Annotated in this window: 17 protein-coding genes; 10 read left to right on the top strand and 7 right to left on the bottom strand. The window is 56.5% G+C overall.

Annotated elements, in window-relative coordinates; all coding sequences use genetic code 11:
- The first annotated feature begins 13 nt into the window (after positions 1-13).
- The 4 genes from kduD (at position 14) to HFD94_RS06475 (ending at position 3,630) form a co-directional block, all read left to right on the top strand.
- On the top strand, positions 14-775 hold the full coding sequence (kduD, locus tag HFD94_RS06490) for a 2-dehydro-3-deoxy-D-gluconate 5-dehydrogenase KduD (RefSeq protein WP_010245706.1): 762 nt from the start codon (positions 14-16) through the stop codon (positions 773-775).
- Positions 776-915: 140 nt separating this feature from the next.
- Entirely contained in the window at positions 916-1,506 is a 591-nt protein-coding gene (locus HFD94_RS06485) for a metal-dependent hydrolase (RefSeq protein ID WP_010245708.1), read from the top strand.
- Between the two features lie 151 nt (positions 1,507-1,657).
- Positions 1,658-3,049, top strand: coding sequence for an L-cystine transporter (locus HFD94_RS06480; protein WP_010670021.1), 1,392 nt, complete (start codon positions 1,658-1,660; stop codon positions 3,047-3,049).
- 188 nt (positions 3,050-3,237) lie between these two features.
- Positions 3,238-3,630, top strand: coding sequence for a DUF6515 family protein (locus HFD94_RS06475; protein WP_010245714.1), 393 nt, complete (start codon positions 3,238-3,240; stop codon positions 3,628-3,630).
- A 66-nt stretch (positions 3,631-3,696) separates the two neighbouring features.
- On the opposite strand, the gene osmE is transcribed toward HFD94_RS06475, so the two are convergent.
- The gene (gene osmE, locus HFD94_RS06470; protein WP_010245718.1) at positions 3,697-4,032 is read right to left on the bottom strand and encodes an osmotically-inducible lipoprotein OsmE; all 336 of its coding nucleotides are present in this window, start codon (positions 4,030-4,032) and stop codon (positions 3,697-3,699) included.
- A 49-nt stretch (positions 4,033-4,081) separates the two neighbouring features.
- Here osmE and HFD94_RS06465 point away from each other — a divergent pair, with 49 nt between their 5' ends.
- The 5 genes from HFD94_RS06465 to cho all read left to right on the top strand — a co-directional run bounded on the left by HFD94_RS06465 (position 4,082) and on the right by cho (position 8,358).
- Entirely contained in the window at positions 4,082-4,318 is a 237-nt protein-coding gene (locus tag HFD94_RS06465; RefSeq protein ID WP_089414235.1) for a hypothetical protein, read from the top strand.
- Between the two features lie 15 nt (positions 4,319-4,333).
- On the top strand, positions 4,334-5,536 hold the full coding sequence (locus tag HFD94_RS06460; RefSeq protein ID WP_022625759.1) for a multidrug effflux MFS transporter: 1,203 nt from the start codon (positions 4,334-4,336) through the stop codon (positions 5,534-5,536).
- Between the two features lie 118 nt (positions 5,537-5,654).
- Entirely contained in the window at positions 5,655-6,479 is an 825-nt protein-coding gene (gene nadE / locus HFD94_RS06455) for an ammonia-dependent NAD(+) synthetase (protein ID WP_010670018.1), read from the top strand.
- A 60-nt stretch (positions 6,480-6,539) separates the two neighbouring features.
- Entirely contained in the window at positions 6,540-7,430 is an 891-nt protein-coding gene (yddG, locus tag HFD94_RS06450) for an aromatic amino acid DMT transporter YddG (RefSeq protein ID WP_158131748.1), read from the top strand.
- Positions 7,431-7,497: 67 nt separating this feature from the next.
- Positions 7,498-8,358, top strand: coding sequence for an excinuclease Cho (gene cho / locus HFD94_RS06445; protein WP_010245728.1), 861 nt, complete (start codon positions 7,498-7,500; stop codon positions 8,356-8,358).
- A gap of 73 nt (positions 8,359-8,431) precedes the next feature.
- Here cho and spy read toward each other — a convergent pair whose 3' ends face one another.
- The 6 genes from spy to HFD94_RS06415 all read right to left on the bottom strand — a co-directional run bounded on the left by spy (position 8,432) and on the right by HFD94_RS06415 (position 15,329).
- A complete protein-coding gene (gene spy / locus HFD94_RS06440) occupies positions 8,432-8,926 on the bottom strand; it encodes an ATP-independent periplasmic protein-refolding chaperone Spy (RefSeq protein ID WP_010245731.1) in 495 nt (164 codons plus the stop codon).
- Positions 8,927-9,243: 317 nt separating this feature from the next.
- Positions 9,244-10,239 (bottom strand): succinylglutamate desuccinylase, encoded by a 996-nt coding sequence (gene astE, locus HFD94_RS06435; RefSeq protein WP_010670016.1) that lies wholly within the window; start codon positions 10,237-10,239, stop codon positions 9,244-9,246.
- A gap of 50 nt (positions 10,240-10,289) precedes the next feature.
- Positions 10,290-11,618: an N-succinylarginine dihydrolase gene (gene astB / locus HFD94_RS06430; RefSeq protein WP_167432930.1), complete on the bottom strand. Its 1,329-nt coding sequence runs from the start codon at positions 11,616-11,618 to the stop codon at positions 10,290-10,292.
- Entirely contained in the window at positions 11,615-13,084 is a 1,470-nt protein-coding gene (gene astD, locus HFD94_RS06425) for a succinylglutamate-semialdehyde dehydrogenase (RefSeq protein ID WP_167432929.1), read from the bottom strand. Before astD ends, astB begins: the two co-directional genes overlap by 4 nt.
- Positions 13,081-14,112 carry an arginine N-succinyltransferase gene (astA, locus tag HFD94_RS06420; protein WP_010245743.1) on the bottom strand — a complete coding sequence of 344 codons (1,032 nt, stop codon included), beginning with the start codon at positions 14,110-14,112 and terminating at the stop codon, positions 13,081-13,083. Before astA ends, astD begins: the two co-directional genes overlap by 4 nt.
- Entirely contained in the window at positions 14,109-15,329 is a 1,221-nt protein-coding gene (locus tag HFD94_RS06415) for an aspartate aminotransferase family protein (protein WP_010245746.1), read from the bottom strand. Before HFD94_RS06415 ends, astA begins: the two co-directional genes overlap by 4 nt.
- A gap of 929 nt (positions 15,330-16,258) precedes the next feature.
- Here HFD94_RS06415 and HFD94_RS06410 point away from each other — a divergent pair.
- Positions 16,259-17,332, top strand: a complete 1,074-nt coding sequence (locus tag HFD94_RS06410) for a porin (RefSeq protein ID WP_305848816.1) — start codon at positions 16,259-16,261, stop codon at positions 17,330-17,332.
- Positions 17,333-17,342: the final 10 nt, after the last annotated feature.

The following is a 17,342-nucleotide window of genomic DNA, read 5'->3' as shown; positions in this document are numbered from 1 at the left end:
GAGGAGAAATACCATGGTACTGAGTACGTTTAACCTGGAAGGTAAAGTCGCGCTGGTGACCGGCTGTAATACCGGTTTAGGGCAAGGTATGGCGCTGGGTCTGGCCCAGGCGGGTTGTGATATCGTCGGCGTTAACCGTGATGGCCCGGATGATACCCAAAGTAAAGTGGAGGCGCTGGGTCGCCGGTTCTGGCCGGTACAGGCCGATCTGATGCAGACCAGCGTGGTGGCCTCAGTGGTTGAACAGGCGCTGGCCGCTGCCGGTAAAATTGACATTCTGGTCAACAATGCCGGCATTATCCGCCGTGAGGACGCACTGAATTTCAGTGAGCAGGATTGGGATGACGTGATGAATCTTAACAGCAAGAGCCTGTTTTTCCTGTCGCAGCAGGTTGCCCGTCAGTTTATCGCGCAGGGTAATGGCGGCAAGATCATCAATATCGCCTCCATGCTCTCCTTCCAGGGCGGTATCCGGGTGCCCTCTTATACGGCGTCGAAAAGTGCCGTGATGGGACTGACCCGTCTGATGGCGAACGAGTGGGCAAAACATGGCATTAACGTCAATGCCATCGCTCCCGGTTACATGGCCACCAACAATACGGAACAGCTTCGTAATGATGAGTCGCGCAGTGAAGAGATTCTGGGGCGTATTCCGGCAGGCCGCTGGGGCGTGCCGGATGACATGATGGGCCCGGTAGTCTTCCTGGCCTCTTCCGCGTCTGACTACGTGAATGGCTACACCCTGGCGGTGGATGGCGGCTGGCTGGCGCGTTAATCTTACTGGCGGACAGTGTTTCATCGCTGTCCGCCTTGTTAATAATATTCATGCTTCGTTACAGCGTCACATGTTCTCATTTACTGGATAAATCCCTATACTGGATGCATCGACAGTTTTCTTTGCAACCAGGTTCTATCATGACGGGCGAAGGCCACATCATTTTTGCCATTGCCAGCGCTATCTTTGCGAAGCGTGCTGAGCTGACACCAGTGCTGGCGCAGGCCGACTGGTGGCATCTTGTTCCCTCAGCGCTGCTGACATGTCTGTTGCCCGATATCGATCACCCTAAATCTCTGCTGGGACAGCGACTGCGCTGGCTCTCTCATCCTATTGCGCGCGCGTTCGGCCATCGCGGCTTTACCCACAGTTTGCTGGCGATAGCCGCCGGTTTATGGCTTTTTCAGATAAACCTGCCCCAGTCGTCGCCGATACCGCCTGATGTCCTGCAGGGTCTGACGCTGGGCTACCTTAGCCATATTGTGGCCGATATGCTGACGCCTGCCGGGGTTCCGCTGCTGTGGCCCTGCCGCTGGCGTTTCCGGCTGCCGATTCTGCGCAGCCAGAAAGGCAACCAGCTTGAGCGGGCATTGTGCCTGGGACTGGTGGGATATGCGCTCTGGTTTCCGGTGGGCATGCCATCTTTTGGTGCAAACGGCTGGCCGTCACAGCTGTTCGATACGCTACAAAATGGCGTCGGACGGTTGATTTCCAGTCATACTGCGCAATAAATCAGCACAAAACACCTTTAAGTTATAAACCATGCCATTTGGATATAAGGCACCCTCTTCGCCTGCTGTTACCATTCCTGCTGTCTTAATTCGTGATTAACATTATGCGGCCTTTCCAGAGCGAAAGGCCGCATTACTCTGGAGTTTCAGTATGGACCTTCCTCTTACGCTTAATATCGTAGCCTTTGTGGTGCTGCTGGTATTGCTCTCTCGCTTCAGCCGTCAGAACTGGAGCCTGTCGAAAAAAGTGCTGACCGGTCTGGTAATCGGCGTACTGTTCGGCCTGGTTTTGCAGTTGATCTACGGCGAAAACAGCGCAGTGGTCAAAGAGTCTATCAGCTGGTTTAACATCGTCGGTAATGGCTATGTCCAGTTGCTGCAGATGGTCGTAATGCCGCTGGTGTTCGTTTCCATTCTGAGTGCGGTCGCCCGTCTGCATAACGCCTCGTCGCTGGGAAAAATCAGCGTACTGACGATTGGCGTACTGCTGTTTACCACCGCGATCTCGGCGCTGGTCGGCGTCTTCGTGACCGGCCTGTTTGGCCTGAGCGCTGAAGGTCTGGTTCAGGGCGTGCAGGAGACTGCGCGTCTCAGTGCGATTCAGAGCAACTATGTCGGCAAAGTGGCTGACCTGACCGTGCCGCAACTGGTGCTCTCCTTTATCCCGAAAAACCCGTTTGCCGATTTGACCGGAGCCAGTCCGACCTCGATTATCAGTGTCGTTATCTTCGCCGCCTTCCTGGGTGTGGCTGCACTGCAGTTGCTGAAAGATGATGAAGTTAAAGGTCAGCGCGTGCTGGTCGCGATCGATACGCTGCAGTCCTGGGTCATGAAGCTGGTGCGTTTAGTGATGAAGCTGACACCTTATGGTGTGCTGGCGCTGATGACCAAAGTGGTTGCCGGTTCTAACCTGCAGGACATCATCAAGCTGGGCAGCTTTGTGGTCGCCTCTTACCTCGGTCTGGCCATCATGTTTGGTGTCCACGCCCTGCTGCTGTCGGTAAATGGTATCAACCCGATGCGCTTCTTCCGTAAAGTGTGGCCGGTTATTACCTTCGCCTTTACCAGCCGCTCCAGCGCAGCCAGCATTCCGCTGAGCGTGGAAACCCAGACCCGTCGTCTTGGCGTGCCTGAGTCGATTGCCAGCTTCGCGGCCTCTTTTGGTGCCACTATCGGCCAGAACGGCTGTGCCGGTCTCTATCCAACCATGCTGGCAGTGATGGTTGCGCCAACCGTCGGGATCAACCCGTTTGACCCGCTGTGGATTGCGACGCTGGTCGGGATCGTGACGCTGAGCTCAGCAGGCGTTGCCGGTGTCGGCGGTGGTGCAACCTTCGCGGCGCTGATTGTCCTGCCTGCGATGGGCCTGCCGGTCACCCTGGTGGCGCTGCTGATCTCCATTGAGCCGCTGATCGATATGGGTCGTACAGCCCTGAACGTCAACGGTTCCATGACCGCCGGTTCTCTCACCAGTCGCTGGTTAGGTCTGACCGATAAGCGCGTCCTGGAAAGCGACGACAACGCCGAACTGGCGCACCGCTAATCTGCTTTGAACCTGGCGCGCCCGCGCCAGGTTATTACCGCCCTTCTTCTCCATAATCTCCCCCATTAATGGCAACGCCGTTAAGAAAGCGTTAAGCATGGTAAACAGGCGAAAAATCGCCGCTTTAGTGCTTGTCTTTGCCGGGTAAAAAGCGAATTCTGCATCCAGTCTTATGAGGAGAACACCTGATGAAAAAGATAATCGCCTCGCTTCTGACGCTGACGCTTTTGACACCCGCTCTGGCTTTCGCCCATCCTGGCGACTGGGGGCCGCCGGGTGGATGGGATCGCCATGGCGGCCACGGGCCACACTGGGGCGGACCCGGGCCGGTGCGCTTTTTGCCTGAAGCCGCAACCGCGGTGCTGATAGGCGGACTGACCTACTATCTGCTCAACGGCAATTATTATCAGCGTCACGGCGATGAGTATGTGGTGACAGAGCCGCCTGCAGAGTCGCGGGTCAGCAGTGAAATGCGGGTACTCGACTTTAACGGCAAACGCTTCTATGTGCAGGCTGGCCACTTCTACCAGCGACAGATAGATGGCGATTATGTTGAGGTGCCGCGCCCGGCAGGTTTGTAGTCAGCGCCACAACGAAAAACGGCCCGTCATAATGACGGGCCGTTTGCTATTCAGGGGTGCTATGAGTTACTGCTGAACCTGCGGATCGGTGTCATATTCCGCACAGCTCTGGAAGCCATAGTTCATGACACGGCCGGTGTCGTTATAGCTCACGAAGTAAGTCTGAGCTTTACCGTCGCGCTGACCCAGTACATAAGTCTGGCAGGTGCCGCGCGCGTGAACCATGGTGATTTCAGTAGAAGGCGTACCGGCGATCTGACGAACCTGATCACGGGTCATACCCTTTTTAACATCCTTTACCACTGGCTTAGTCACGTAGCTTTCCGCACGATCGTAAGTCGTACAACCAGACAGTGCAGCCAGCGTCAGCGCCGCAGCGATACATCCCATCACTTTATTCATCTTGTTGTTCCTCATTTATTGTCCATGTGGAAACAAGCCTGGAACATAAATGCTGATTTATCAAGTTTATGACGAACAATTAGTGGCCTGCCAAATGTCAGGATTTCGTAAAGAAGGCTGTTTTGCTGTCAACGCAGACGTATACTGCCCGGCAAAACAGGTACCCGACAGCGCCCCGTTTTCAGAGACCGCACCGTCATCCGCGCAGTCGCAGATCGGCGTGAATGTCACGTTACCGGACGCTGTTTTTCGTAGCCTTACCCGCTTCTGTTTACCCCATCGCTGACAATCCCGAGGATAAATGACCCCTGTACACTCCAATCGCCTGGTTTATGCCATTACGCTGGGCCTGCTGGCCGCACTGGGCCCGCTCTGCATCGACCTCTATCTGCCTGCACTACCACAAATGGCCCAGGACCTGCACACCGAAACCGCTACCGCGCAGCTGAGTCTGACCGCCGGACTGTTAGGTCTCGGCTTTGGCCAGCTGCTCTTTGGCCCGATGAGCGATAAGTTCGGCCGCCTGCGCCCGCTGACCCTGTCACTGGTGTTGCTGTTTATCGCCTCGATGGGCTGTGCGCTGGCGCAGGATATTAACCAGCTGCTGCTGGCGCGGCTGTTCGAAGGGTTAGCAGGTGCGGGCGGTGCGGTGCTGTCACGGGCAATTGCACGCGATATGTACAGCGGCCATGAGCTGACGCGATTCTTCGCTCTGCTGATGCTAGTCAACGGTCTGGCACCGATCGGTGCACCGGTATTAGGCGGCGTGCTGATGACGATTTTAAACTGGCGCGGCATCTTCATGGTGCTGGGCGGCATTGCCATTCTGCTGATCCTGCTGGCGCGCTGGAAGCTGCATGAAACCCTGCCTGAGGCACGCCGCAGTAAAGGATCAATATTCTCCGCCTACGCGGCATTAGGTCAGGTGATTACCCATCGCCCCTTCATGGGCTTCTGCCTGACCCAGGGATTTATGATGTCCGGCATGTTCGCCTACATCGGTGCCTCGCCGTTCGTGCTGCAGCAACTCTATGGTCTTTCGCCCCAGGCCTTTAGCTTCTGCTTTGCGGCCAATGGGTTTGGCCTGGTGATTGCTTCACAGACCAGCGCCCGCCTCTGTCCATTGTGGGGCGAATATCGGGTGCTGAAAGGCGGACTGACGCTGGCCTTTGTCGCCTCCAGCCTGCTGCTGCTGGCCGCGCTGCTGCATGCCCCGTTAGCGCTGCTGCTGGTGGCACTGTTCTTTACCATTGCCAGCAACGGCGTTATCGCTACCACCGCCTCGTCCCTGGCGATGCAGAGTCAGGGCCATCGCGCTGGCAGCGCCTCTGCAGTGATTGGCGTTACGATGTTCACGCTGGGTGCGATTACCGTGCCGATTACCGGCATCGGCGGCACCTCGGTGCTGAGCATGTGCGCCACCATTTTTGGCTGCTTTATGACGGCGATTCTGATGTTTAGCGTGCTGGCGAAAAAACCGCTGCCGCAGGTAAAAACTCACTGATTTCGCAACGTTTCACGGCAATCAGTTACCGCTTTGGCTTGTTGTTTTCGCAAAGGCACGTTAGCTTTAATAAAACGTTCGCATCGAGCCGACAGGCCACTGACCTGAGGAGAAGTTCATGTCACTGCAGCAGGAAATTATTGAAGCCCTGGGTGTGAAGCCCACTATCGACGCCGACCAGGAAGTGCGCGTCAGCATCGATTTTCTTAAAGCCTACCTGAAACGCCACAGCGGATTGAAAACGCTGGTGCTGGGGATCAGCGGCGGTCAGGATTCAACCCTGGCGGGCGCGCTGGCGCAGCGGGCGATCACCGAGCTGCGTCAGGAGAGCGGTGATAACGACTACACCTTTATTGCCGTGCGTCTGCCCTATGGTGTGCAGGCGGATGAGCAGGATTGTCAGGACGCGCTGGCCTTTATCAAACCCGACCGTTCGCTGGTGGTAAACATCAAAGAGTCGGTGCTGGCCAGTGAGCGCGCGCTGAAAGAGGCGGGTATTACGCTTTCCGATTTTGTCCGCGGCAATGAAAAAGCCCGTGAGCGGATGAAAGCGCAATACAGCATCGCCGGCATGACCAAAGGCGTGGTGGTCGGCACCGATCACGCGGCTGAAGCCGTGACCGGTTTCTTCACCAAGTATGGCGATGGCGGCACGGATATCAATCCCCTGTTCCGCCTGAACAAGCGTCAGGGCAAGCAGTTGCTGAAACACCTTGGCTGCCCGGAGCATCTCTATCTGAAAAAACCGACTGCCGATCTGGAAGATGATCGTCCAGGCCTGCAGGATGAAGTGGCGCTGGGCGTTACCTATGAGATGATTGATGACTACCTGGAAGGCAAAAGCATCAATCCTGACAGCGCCCGCATCATCGAAGGCTGGTATCAGAAAACCGAGCACAAACGTCGTCCGCCGATCACGGTATTCGACGACTTCTGGAAGTAATCCTGCCCCTCCCTTGCCGCGGCAAGGGAGGCTTCTCTCACTGACTTTGTTGATCGCTGCATGCCTGCCACCGTTTCGCGCGCGACCCTCATCGGGCTTGTCGCCATTCTGCTCTGGAGTACGACCGTTGGCCTGCTGCGCAGCGTCAGTGAAGCCTTTGGCGCCACCGGCGGCGCGGCGCTGATCTACACCACCACGGCGTGTCTCCTTTGCCTGAGCCGGGGCCTGCCCAGACCTGGCGCAATGCCCGCCATCTACCTGTGGCTGGGGGGCGTACTCTTTGTCGGCTATGAAATCTGTCTGGCACTGGCCATCGGGCTGGCCAGCGATCGCAGCCAGTCGCTGGAACTGGGGATGATTAACTATCTCTGGCCCTGCCTGACCATCGTGCTGGCGATCCCATTTAATCAGCAGCGTTTCCGTGTCTGGCTGTGGCCAGGACTGCTGCTGTCGCTGCTGGGGATCGTCTGGGTAATGAAAGGCAGCGGCAACGGATCGCCGGCGCTGTTGTGGCAGAATATGCTGCGCAACCCGGTCGCCTATGCACTGGCCTTTATCGCCGCCCTGACCTGGGCGCTCTACAATAATCTCACCCGCCGCTTTGCCCGTGGTTCCAATGGCGTCACGCTGTTTTTTATCCTGACCGCCCTGGCGCTGTGGCTGAAATATGCCTTCAGCGATCACACTGCACCGATGACCTTTACGCTGGTGCCGCTGCTGGAGGTGCTGTTTGTCGGGCTGTCCACCGCCATCGCCTATTCCGCCTGGAATCACGGAATTCAGCAGGGCAATCTGACGCTGCTGGCCACCGCCTCCTATTTTACGCCGGTGCTGTCGGCCCTGCTGGGATCGCTGTGGCTGGGCCTGACGCCGCCGCTGGCCTTCTGGCAGGGCGTGGCGATGATCACGCTCGGCTCGCTAATCTGCTGGCGGGCAACACGATCTCTGTAACCAGACGGCTGGCGATCATTTCACCTGCCTGTTATGCTGTATGGACAACCAGTAAATGGAGTCCATCTTGGTCAGACGTTCTGCCATACTTCGCCCCGAACCCGACGCGAATGCAATTTATCAATATCCCGAACACCTGCGTGAATGGCTGGAAGGCCTGCCAAATCATCCTGGCGTCTATACCTTTCATGGCGAAAGTGAGTCGCTGCCGCTCTATATCGGTAAAAGTGTGAATCTGCGTTCGCGGGTGATGTCCCATTTCCGCACCCCGGATGAGGCGAAAATGCTGCGCCAGTCGCGGCGTGTAAGCTGGATCCCTACCGCGGGCGACCTCGGCGCGCTGCTGCTGGAAGCGCAGATGATCAAAACCCAGCAGCCGCTGTTCAATAAGCGACTGCGCAAAAACCGGCAGCTCTGTTCATTGCAGATTACCGACGGCAAACCGAATGTGGTCTATGCAAAAGACCTCGATTTCAGCCAGTCCCCCAACCTGTTTGGGCTCTATCGCAGTCGCTTCGCCGCGCTGGAACGGCTCAAGCAGCTCGCGGATGAGTATCAGCTCTGTCATGGCCTGCTGGGTCTGGAAGCGCTGAGTGCGGGGCGAGGCTGCTTCCGCTCGGCACTGCGCCGTTGCGCCGGGGCCTGCTGTGGAAAAGAGCCGGTCAGCGATCATCAGGATCGACTGCTGGAGGCGCTGGAAAACGTGCGGGTGTTCTGCTGGCCATGGCAGGGTGCCGTGGGGCTGGTGGAGGAAGGCAAAGAGATGACGCAGATCCACGTTATCGACCACTGGTTCTATCTCGGTTCGGTCAGCAGCATGGATGAGGCCAGAAAACTGCAGCGGCCCAAAGGCGGTTTTGATCATGACGGCTACAAAATCCTCTGCCGCCCGATTCTGTCAGGTGCCTACCCTATTTTGCCGCTATAAAAAAACCGCCGACGCTGCCCACTCACCTTCAGTGGACAGCGCCGGCGGTCTCAGACCGTTCGCTTAACGAGTGTTATTCAGCCGGTTCTGCTGGCGGTGCCATTTTGCCCTCGTGCGGGCCTTTCTCAGTCAGACGCTTTTCAAAGTTAGCGTTGTACTGTTTCTTCTGCTCCGGCGTCAGCACGTTATAGAGCTTGTTCTGGGTTTCCAGCATCTTCAGCGCATGCTCTTTGGCATTGGCGGACATCTTCTCTGCCTGTGCTTCTGCTTTGCTCTGGTCGAAGCTGTCAGAGGCAATAATGCTGTGGGCCGCACGACGCTCGTCCAGTGACGGGCGTTTCATATCTTTGTGGCTCTCTTTCATGATGTCGCGCATCTGAGTTTTCTGCGCGTCGGTCAGGTTCAGACCTTTAAACATCATCTCCATGCCGTGGCGCATTGGCGGCTTGTGCATCGCTTTTTCGCTGCCTGCTGGCGGTGGAGTCAGGTTGTCAGCGGCTGCATGGACGGCGCTGGCTGCACCAAACGCCAGCGAGGAAGCCAGTAAAAGGGAAGTCAGTTTGCGCATAATAGTGTCCTTATAATTCATGATAATGACGACAGCACTCTGTCGCGTCTTCGGAAACAAGCATACGACGCTGAACGTCAACTACTCAGAGCCTGAGTAAAGCCGTGAAAGCATAAAAGATAAAAATCGGGCAATCATGAAGAGAATAAGAAGAAAGGCGTGAGGAATTGAAAATGTTTATGAATTTAAAGCGAATTTGGCAGAAATCATGGAGGAGTGTAAGGGTTACGACAGGAAAGCGGAAGCCGATCTTCCACTTTTCCTGTCGGTTTTTTAGCGCCGAGGGTCTGCAGGGTCTGCGCTGTTAACAACCGCTATCAGACCGGCAGCGCCTGGGTCTGTTCGCTCTCTTCAATCAGCATCAGTCCGGCACGCAGCCCGGCGGCCACGTTAGGGTTAGGGAACAGCACATACTCCCGCGCCTGCTGCACGTAATAGCGGGTGCTACCATCTTCCGCCAGCAACGTCCCCTGTGGAAACGCGGTAAAGTTCAGCGTTTCCGGCGACATATGCAGCGTAAAGTGCTCACTCAGTCGGGTGATCTGCTGCGCGACCCGATAGTGACGCGGTCTAACCGCCGCCGCAGGCAGCGCTTCGCCATAGAGTAAAGACGCCAGCGCCTGCTGTGCCGCACTGAACTGACTGAGATCGTTTTCGCCAAACGGCAGCGCTTTGCCCAGCTCCAGGGTACAGCTGGCCGCACCGAAGTGCTCGCAGCTGAAGTGGGTAAAGGTGCCGCCCGGCGAGCGATGGAACACCAGCGCTTCCAGCCCGGCAGCGGCCAGCCAGTCAAGAAACGCGGGCGGCCAGGGGCGTTCATTGTGCGGCATTACGCCGAACTGAGGATGATAAGAGCCACGAATAGCCGTGTGCATGTCGAGATGCCAGCGCGTTTCATCGCACTCGCCCAGCTGCCAGAAGGTCTCCAGCGTCTGCTCCAGCCGCAGCACGCGGCGGGCCTCATCACCATCATCAATCTGCTGCCAGCGTCCGCCAAACAGCCGGTTAATGTCATAACGCACATAGCGCTTACCGGTGCGTAGCGCTGAGGGATTACCCAGAATCACCAGCATGCGCTGCTGTAACGGCTTTTCGCCCCGCAGCAGCGGATTAACCAGCTGGTTCACCATTTCTACCGGGGCCGTTTCATTGCCGTGGATCCCGGCAGAGAGCACCAGCGCCTGTTTAACCGGCACCGTCGGCTCCATCAACAGTATGCCGTGATACAACCATTGCCAGCGAAGATGCGCCGTTTCACCACTACGCTTACGCGGCACCTCGCCGGAGAGCGTTTGCTGTAAAAAGTCCTGCATCGTTCCTCCTTTTCGCCCTGAGCAGGCGGCAGACTGTGCTGCCCCCTCCTTCACTGCTGAAATGCATATACATTTCCTAAGTCTAGCAGCTTCGTCAGTTCATCCAGCGCGTCGCGTCCCTCACGCAGCAATTCTGGGTCGACCAGATCGGCCTGGGTCAGGCGATCGCGGTAATGACGGTCAACCCAGTTATTCAGCGTGCTGAAGAGCCGATCGTTCATCAGCACCGCCGGATTCACTGCCTGCTGCTCCTGTGGTGTCAGCACCACCCGCAAACGCAGGCAGGCTGGACCACCCCCGTTATACATGCTTTCGCGCAGATCAAACACCTTCAGGGCTTTGAGTGGCGTGTCAGCCTCAACCTGTTCACACAGGTAGCGCCAGACACCCGGATGCTGACGTGACTCCTCCGGCAGCACCAGCATCATGGTGCCGTCGGGACGGCTCAGCAACTGACTGTTAAACAGATAGGTCTCTACCGCATCTTTCACTGACACCCGATTTTCCGGCACTTCCAGCGCAACAAAACCGGGGACGCGCGACCGAAGCTGCGCCAGCAGTTCAGGCTGATTAACAAAGGCGTGCTGGTGACAGAAGAGCATCTGCTGATTACTTACCGCAATCACATCGTTATGGAACACGCCCTGATCGATCACCGCAGGATTCTGCTGCGCATACAGCAAGCTTTCCGGTGAGAGCTGATGCAGACGGGCGACCGCCTCGCTGGCTTCCCGGGTCTGACGCGCAGGATAGCGCTGCGGGGCTTTGCCCTCATAGCTGCTGTCGCGGCCATAGACAAATAGCTGCACACCGCGCTCACCATAAGCGCCGCCCAGCCGGTTATGGTTCGCCGCCCCTTCATCGCCAAACATCGCCACCTGCGGCAAGGCATCATGCACCGCAAAATGGCGATCGTCGCGGAAGATGGAACGCAGCAGCCAGGCCGTTTCCGGCGCTTCTATCGCACGGTGGAATTTGTTGTTAAGGTTCGCCACCGTCAGGTGAACCCGGCCATCAAGGCTGTCCGCTGACGGCGAGACCGTGGCAGCATTGGCGACCCACATCGCCGAGGCTGAACTGACGGCGGAGAGTAATCCCGGCGCAGTTTTCCCGGCCGCAGCCAGCACCTGCTCATCGCTCCCACCAAAGCCGAGCTGGCGCAGCGCCGCAATATTGGGCCGCTCATGCGGCGGGATCACCCCCTGCACGTAGCCCATATCGGCCAGCGCTTTCATCTTGAGCAACCCCTGCTTTGCCGCCAGACGGGGATTCGACGGCTGCAGCTGATTGCGGGTCGAGGCTTCGTTGCCAAACGATAGCCCGGCATAGTGGTGTGTTAACCCCACCAGCCCATCAAAGTTGGCCTCGGTTGCCTTCATGACGTCGTCTCCTGGGTGGAGAAATCGAGGCCCGGCGACAGCGTGGCGGGCAGCGTCAGGTCAGGCGTCTCCAGCGAGGCCATTGGCCAGGCGCAGTAATCCGCCGCATACCAGGCGCTGGCGCGATGGTTGCCCGAGGCACCAATGCCGCCAAACGGTGCGGTACTGGCTGCGCCGGTCAGCGGTTTGTTCCAGTTGACGATACCGGCACGCGCTTCAAGCAGCAACTGATCAAACTGCTGGCGTGAAGGCGAGATCAATCCGCACGACAGGCCATAACGGGTCTGGTTCGCCAGCGCTATCGCCTCTTCAAATGTCTCATAGCGGACTATGCCTAACAGCGGACCAAAGACCTCTTCATCCGGAATGCCCTGCACGCCGGTTAAATCGATAATACCTGGCGTCAGGATGGCACTGTGGCGATCCGGCCAGCGCATTTCCAGCAGCACCTCGCCGCCCGCCTCAACCCGCCGTTGCCACTCACCCATAATCTTCTCTGCCGCGCCGGTGGAGATCACGCTGCCCATAAACGGCTGCGGTTCAGTATTCCAGGCGGCGGGTTGCAGTCGCCCCGCCACCTCCACCAGCCGCCGCAGAAACGCATCCCCTGCATCGCCGCGTCTGACCAGCAGACGCCGCGCGCAGGTGCAGCGCTGACCGGCGGTTATAAAGGCTGACTGCAACGTGATGTTGACAGCCGCATCAGTGTCCGCCGGATCTTCTACAATCAGGGCATTGTTACCGCCCATCTCCAGCGCCAGCATCTTTTCAGGCTGACCGGCAAACTGGCGATGCAGCTGATAGCCGGTATGGGCGCTGCCGGTAAATAGCAGGCCATCAATCTGCTGACAGTTGGCCAGCGCCTGACCAGTCTCACGTCCGCCCTGTAACAGTGCCAGCACGCCGGCAGGCAGGCCCGCAGCCAGCCAGAGCTCAACGGTTTTTTCGGCGGTCAGCGGCGTCAGTTCGCTGGGTTTAAATACCACACAGTTGCCCGCCAGCAGCGCCGGAACAATATGGCCGTTTGGCAGATGTCCCGGGAAGTTATAGGGACCAAACACGGCCAGCACCCCGTGCGGGCGGTGGCGCAGGGAGCTTTCGCCTTCATGCTGTTCACCGGTGCGGCTATGGTATGCCTTCACCGAAAAGCCGATTTTGTTGATCATCGCGCCCACTTCGGTCAGCGCTTCCCAGCGCGGCTTGCCGGTTTCACGGGCGATAGTTTCCGCCAGCGCCGTTTTATGCGCCTCAAGCCCGGCGGCAAATTTCTCAACGATCGCCTGCCGTTCCGCCAGCGGGCGTCTGGCCCAGGCTGGAAATGCGTCGCGCGCCGCCTCACAGGCTGCGGTGACCTGAGCGGCTGAGGCCGCTTGGCCCTGCCATAACGTCTCGCCGCTGACCGGATCCGCTTTCGTCAGAATCTCAGCTTCACCGTCCAGCCATTGTCCATTTATCAGATGTGTCATGCTGTTTTCTCCTCTTTGCAGAGCGTCACCACGCGCAGGCTGTCGCCCGGCTGGCAATGGAGCGCCCGCATCTGTTCATCCGTGAGTTGCACGCTGTCGCTGTCAGCCTTTGCCGGAATCAGCGCCACACGGAACTGGCGATAATCGCTATTGGCAACCAGACAGAGCGGTGCATCAGCCGGGTTTTCGCCCCGTTCTGCGCTGCGCAGACGGCTTTTACGCACCGCGCGGATATGATCGATATCGCACTCCAGCGTCGGGCCGCCATCAAAAATGTCGACATAATTGAGGTAGCGGAAGCCCTCTGCTTCCAGTACCGCCCGTGCAGGCGCGGTTTGCGGATGGACCTGTCCAATCACCGCCTGCGCTTCCGGTGTCAGGTAGTCGATGTAGAGCGGATGTTTCGGCATCAGTTCAGCGATAAACGATTTCTGTCCGGTGCCACTAAGGAAGTCCGCTTTGCTGAATTCCATAGAGAAGAAGCGGCTGCCGACGCTCTCCCAGAACGGCGAATGGCCCTGCTCATCGCTGACGCCACGCATCTCGGCCACCACCCGGTTGGTGAAACGTTCACGGAAACTGGCCATAAACAGGAAGCGTGACTTCGACAGCAGATAGCCGTTTTTGCCATCACGGTAATCGGGATCGAGAAACAGCGTGCAGAGCTCACTGCTGCCGGTATGGTCGTTACTCAGCGACAGGGTAGGCAGCGCGGCATAAACATTCAGCTCTTTTGAGGCGTGCACCTGGGTACCGACGCGAAAATTGTACCAGGGATCCTGCAGCCCCACCGCCACCTCAATGGCGCAGATGCCGACGGCGCGGTTATCTTCGCTATCGGCCAGCACAAAGACATAGCCCTGCTCGGCACGTGGCAGAGAATCCTCCCAGGTCTGCAGCGATCGATCGATACGCGCCTGAAGCGTCGCGCTATCAACCGGCAACGAGGTCAGCCCGCCACCGGTTTTGCCCGCCAGCGCCATCAGCTGGCTTAAGTCATCGCGTTCAACCGGACGGATTACCATCATGATGTTGACCCTCGCACCAGGCTTTCACACACTTCGGCAAAGCGGGCCATGCCCAGCTTCACTTCCTGCTCACTGATATTCAGCGCCGGGGCAAAACGCACCACATTGGCACCCGCAATCAGCACCATGACGCCCATTTCCGCGGCGGCAAGGTTGATCGCTTTGGCTTTACCGGCAAAATCGTCGCTGAGCACCGCGCCAATCAGCAGGCCAAGACCGCGCACTTCTTTGAACAGGTGCAGACGCTGGTTGATCTCATCCAGTGCCGCCACAATCCACTGGTGACGTTCTGTTACACCCGCCATCAGTTCAGGCTGATTGATCAGCTCCATGACTTTACCTGCCACTGCGCCCGCCAGCGGATTGCCGCCATAGGTGGTGCCGTGGGTGCCAACGCCCATCACCAGCGCCAGATCTTCGCGCGTCAGCATCGCACCAATCGGGAAGCCGCCGCCCAGCGCTTTGGCGCTGGTGAGCACATCCGGCGTGACGCCATAATGCATGTAGGCATAAAGCGAACCGGTACGGCCAACGCCGCTCTGCACTTCATCAAAAATCAGCAGAGCCTGATGCTTATCACAGAGCTCACGCAATCCACGCAGGAACGCCGGATCGGCAGGCAGCACGCCGCCTTCACCCTGAATGGGTTCAACAATGACTGCGCAGGTATGGTCATTAATCAGTTCAGCCGCCGCAGCCAGATCGTTAAACGGGGCATGCTGGATCTCTGGCGGCAGCGGCGCAAAATCTTTTGAGTAAGCGGGCTGACCACCGGCTGTTACCGTAAACAGGGTGCGGCCATGAAATGCATTCTTAAACGCCACGATGCCACTTTTATGCGGACCGACACGATCATGCGCCACCTTGCGCGCCAGTTTCAGCGCCGCTTCGTTCGCCTCCGCCCCGGAGTTACAGAAGAACACCCGGTCAGCGAAGGTGGCATCGATCAGCTGCTTCGCCAGTCGCAGGATCGGTTCGTTGGTATAGCCATTACCGGTGTGCCATAAACGTGCGGCCTGTTCCTGCAGCGCCTGTTGTAATGCCGGATGCGCATGCCCTAACGCATTGACGGCAATGCCACCGGCGAAGTCGATATAATCTTTGCCGTTTTGATCCCAGACGGTGGAGCCTTCCGCGCGAACCGGTATAAAAGTCGCAGGCGCATAAACCGGCATCATCCATTGATCGAAATCGTGACGTGAAACGTGCAGTGCCATAACCCACTCTCCTGCTTTACTTTACCGGCCGGGTAAAGCTTATGTTTTAAAATTGTTAAAAGATGTTGTAGTGCAGCCCTACTGTAGAGTGCAGTTAACGTGCCAGCCAGAGAATTAATGCATAAAATGGTCTTCACGACGTAATATCAATGAGTTAGATGCTGACAATATTCACTTAATTTGCATATATAGTGAATAGTTGTCTGATTGCAGCGCCAGAACCGGGTTTTAAACAGCAGAATTATGCATTCACGGGATGAAATATCGCTTTTGTGATCGCTGATAAATTATCTCTCCAGAAAAGCCCCTCCACTGCCCTGTTTTAGCGCAGTTTGCCTCGCGATGGTGCAGCGATTACGCGGGGAACTCGCCCGGAAATGTCAGAACACCCTGGCTTTATTTAACAAAAGTTTTTCATTTCCCCCTGCAGACACATTAATCTGCGTATCTTTTCCAGGCTATTTTATAAACAGGATGATCAATATTTAATCAGCAACTCTGACTATTATTCCGGAGGTGATTATCGGGCCAGAAAGAATATTCTATAAAGATGAACAAATATTAATACGCAGACTAATGGTTAGGATAAAAGCCTTATAAGGCTATTCTTAGCGGATAATCACCCATAATTAAATCAGGGGTTATATTGATTTAAAAATGTACAAAAAATGCCCATTTAAGACCACTACATACAAACATAACCAATTGATAAATAAAGATATAAAATCAGATAACTCATAATTACTTATTAGAAGAAAATCTTATTACTTTACAATTTAATCTTCTGTTCCTCGCTGTTATCCATCAGCTGAATATAGACATCACATTTTGTTACTTTTATTGCACTTTGTAGTTTTACCTTTTTGTGTCATTTTCTTTTCACCCCATATCAGGGGAATAATAATTAATGAATACAGGGTAATAATTAAATGATGAAGCGCACTTTACTGGCGGCTGTCATGCCGTTACTGATCGGTCTCTCCTCCGCGCAGGCCGCAGAAGTTTATAACAAGGATGGCAATAAGCTGGATCTGGTCGGCAAGATTAACGTGTCACACCTCTTTTCTGACGATAACAACAACGATGGTGATACCTCCTCTTATGCCCGCTTTGGCTTTAAAGGCGAGACAAAGATTACTGACCAGCTTACCGGCTACGGTTTCTGGCAGTATCAGTACAGTCTGCATAACTCCGAGGGCAGTGATGCCCAGGCCACCAACCGTACCCGTCTGGGCTATGCTGGCCTGAAGTTTGGCGAGGCGGGTTCGCTGGATTACGGACGTAACTACGGCCTGGTCTATGACGTGCTGAGTTATACCGATATGCTGCCGTTCTTCGGCGGCGACTCCGGTTATACCGACGCCTTTCTCTCTGGCCGCTCAACCGGTGTGCTGACCTGGCGTAACAGCAATTTCTTTGGTCTGGTCGACGGCTTAAACCTTGCCGCGCAGTATCAGGCCAAAAACGATCGCAGCAGTAACATTGACGGCGTGCGTCGTTCCAACGGCGACGGCTTCGCCCTCTCCGCTTCCTATGACTTCGATTTCGGCCTGAGTTTTGCCGGCGCGTTTGCCAGCCTGGATCGCACCACGGCGCAGAACGCTGCCGCACGCGGAGAAGGCGAAAAAGCCCAGCACTGGGCGACCTCGGTGAAATATGATGCGAACCAGGTCTATCTGGCTGCCATGTACGGTGAAACTCTGAACGCCACGCCAATTACTGGCGGTTTCGCTAACAAAGCGCAGAACTTTGAAGCCGTGGCGCAGTATCAGTTCCTGAACGGCTTCCGTCCGTCCGTGGGTTACGTCTCATCCAAAGGCAAGGAAATTGAGAATATCGGCGATGCCGACATCATTAAATACACCGCCGTGGGTGCCACTTACTACTTCAACAAGAACATGTCGGTCTATGGTGAATACCGCATCAACCTGTTGAAAGATAACAATCCGCTTCGCCTGCCGACCGACGACATCACAGCCCTGGGTCTGATTTACCAGTTCTGATGTGACAGCG

The sequence above is a fragment of the Pantoea sp. EKM20T genome, from assembly GCF_011800485.1.
In the GTDB taxonomy this organism is placed as follows: Bacteria; Pseudomonadota; Gammaproteobacteria; order Enterobacterales; family Enterobacteriaceae; genus Pantoea; species Pantoea agglomerans.
Note: the sequence above shows the minus strand (reverse complement) of the source record. Positions and strands in the feature narration are given on the sequence as shown.

What these genes read in the sequence shown, in the direction of transcription:
- HFD94_RS06415 (WP_010245746.1), bottom strand. Translation starts at nt 15,329, where the DNA reads ATGGCACTGCACGTTTCACGTCACGATTTCGATCAATGGATGATGCCG.
- HFD94_RS06410 (WP_305848816.1), top strand. Translation starts at nt 16,259, where the DNA reads ATGATGAAGCGCACTTTACTGGCGGCTGTCATGCCGTTACTGATCGGT.
- HFD94_RS06475 (WP_010245714.1), top strand. Translation starts at nt 3,238, where the DNA reads ATGAAAAAGATAATCGCCTCGCTTCTGACGCTGACGCTTTTGACACCC.
- yddG (WP_158131748.1), top strand. Translation starts at nt 6,540, where the DNA reads ATGCCTGCCACCGTTTCGCGCGCGACCCTCATCGGGCTTGTCGCCATT.
- HFD94_RS06460 (WP_022625759.1), top strand. Translation starts at nt 4,334, where the DNA reads ATGACCCCTGTACACTCCAATCGCCTGGTTTATGCCATTACGCTGGGC.
- astA (WP_010245743.1), bottom strand. Translation starts at nt 14,112, where the DNA reads ATGATGGTAATCCGTCCGGTTGAACGCGATGACTTAAGCCAGCTGATG.
- astD (WP_167432929.1), bottom strand. Translation starts at nt 13,084, where the DNA reads ATGACACATCTGATAAATGGACAATGGCTGGACGGTGAAGCTGAGATT.
- HFD94_RS06480 (WP_010670021.1), top strand. Translation starts at nt 1,658, where the DNA reads ATGGACCTTCCTCTTACGCTTAATATCGTAGCCTTTGTGGTGCTGCTG.
- nadE (WP_010670018.1), top strand. Translation starts at nt 5,655, where the DNA reads ATGTCACTGCAGCAGGAAATTATTGAAGCCCTGGGTGTGAAGCCCACT.
- HFD94_RS06485 (WP_010245708.1), top strand. Translation starts at nt 916, where the DNA reads ATGACGGGCGAAGGCCACATCATTTTTGCCATTGCCAGCGCTATCTTT.
- astE (WP_010670016.1), bottom strand. Translation starts at nt 10,239, where the DNA reads ATGCAGGACTTTTTACAGCAAACGCTCTCCGGCGAGGTGCCGCGTAAG.
- kduD (WP_010245706.1), top strand. Translation starts at nt 14, where the DNA reads ATGGTACTGAGTACGTTTAACCTGGAAGGTAAAGTCGCGCTGGTGACC.
- osmE (WP_010245718.1), bottom strand. Translation starts at nt 4,032, where the DNA reads ATGAATAAAGTGATGGGATGTATCGCTGCGGCGCTGACGCTGGCTGCA.
- astB (WP_167432930.1), bottom strand. Translation starts at nt 11,618, where the DNA reads ATGAAGGCAACCGAGGCCAACTTTGATGGGCTGGTGGGGTTAACACAC.
- spy (WP_010245731.1), bottom strand. Translation starts at nt 8,926, where the DNA reads ATGCGCAAACTGACTTCCCTTTTACTGGCTTCCTCGCTGGCGTTTGGT.
- HFD94_RS06465 (WP_089414235.1), top strand. Translation starts at nt 4,082, where the DNA reads ATGCTGATTTATCAAGTTTATGACGAACAATTAGTGGCCTGCCAAATG.